Origin of the sequence: Polaromonas sp. AER18D-145 (assembly GCF_002379095.1) — a bacterium.
GTDB lineage: Bacteria > Pseudomonadota > Gammaproteobacteria > Burkholderiales > Burkholderiaceae_C > Polaromonas.
In genome coordinates this window covers 1-1,276 of sequence record NZ_NBZV01000114.1, presented here as the reverse complement: position 1 = coordinate 1,276, position 1,276 = coordinate 1, and the positions used below count along the sequence as shown (strand labels likewise).

2 protein-coding genes are annotated in these 1,276 nt (G+C 59.0%); both read right to left on the bottom strand.

The window, feature by feature from the left end; all coding sequences use genetic code 11:
* On the bottom strand, positions 1 to 944 hold a 944-nt coding region (locus B7G52_RS23090; protein ID WP_205853112.1), incomplete at its 3' end, for a methyl-accepting chemotaxis protein.
* A partial coding sequence (locus tag B7G52_RS23085) for a methyl-accepting chemotaxis protein (RefSeq protein WP_371329064.1) occupies positions 941 to 1,276 on the bottom strand: 336 nt, incomplete at its 5' end. The genes B7G52_RS23090 and B7G52_RS23085, both read right to left, overlap by 4 nt.

The window sequence follows — 1,276 nt, the reverse complement described above, 5'->3', positions numbered from 1 at the left end:
TTCTGTTTGACGGTGCTGGTCAGCTCTTCCATCGACGCTGCGGTCTCTTCCAGGGAGCTGGCCTGCTCTTCGGTCCGGGACGACAGGTCGTGGTTGCCGGCGGCAATCTGGCTGGACGCTGTCGCTATCGTGTCGGTGCCGCTGCGGACTTCGCCGACCACCTTGGACAGGCTGTCGTTCATGTCTTTCAGCGCCTGCATGAGCTGGCCGGTTTCGTCCTTGCTTGTCACTTCAATCTGGCTGGTCAGGTTGCCGGCGGCAACCGTTTCTGCCACCTGGAGGGCGCGATCCAGAGGACGGGTAATGCCGACCGTCAGCCACCAGGAAAGCAGGCCACCCAAGGCCAGGGCCACCAGCGCCAGGGAGATCAGCATGAAGCGGCCGGAGCGATACAACAAGTCAATCGAGCTCACGGTCTGGTCAATGTTGGCCTTCTGTTGAGACAACATGGCCTTGATGCTCGCATCGTAGGCGTCCAGGGCCGGCACCAGTTTTCCGTCAACCAGCTCCACCGCCTGTGCAGGCTGTCCATCCGCTTTCAGTTTCAAGGCTGCCGTGCGAAACCCGATATACGCGGTTCTCTTGAGCATGCTGTCTTCATACAGCTTTTTTTCTTCTGCTGTATCCAGCATATCCAGCAGTTTTTTGGAAATTCCGGTGATGTTCAGACTGGTTGCGGCGATGCTTTTCTGGAAGTACTTCTGGTCATCCGAATCCGTACTTTTGACCAGCGCGAATGTCCGGACACTGTTGGTACTCGTAGCCACCAGCCATTCGGCGGCGAGACGCTCCTTGAGCAGCGCCTCACTGGCCATCGCCGCGGTGGCATGGCCGACGCTCTGGAGTCGCCATACGCCGAGACCGGCAATCACGCCCAGAAAAAGGAGAACCACCGCGAAGCCCATCCCCAGACGGGTACCGATTTTAAAATTCTTGATGTTCATGTTGGCTCCTGTGCAATATCAGTAAAAATTGTTTGCTTGGAAAAGGAGCGGGCCAGAGGGGACAACACCGCGCGCGCAGGCCTTTGTGCGGACGCCATCTGCCCGCCTTCCAACCTGAACACACTGACCACCTGACTGAGCCCGCTGGCCTGCTCCTGCAGCGAGGACGCTGCCGCAGCGGCTTCTTCCACCAGCGCCGCGTTTTGCTGCGTCACCTGGTCCATCTGCGTGATCGCCTGGTTGATCTGCTCGATGCCTGAGCTCTGCTCCTGGCTGGCCGCCATGATCTCGGCCATGATGTCGGTCACGCGTTTGACGCTGTCCACAATCTC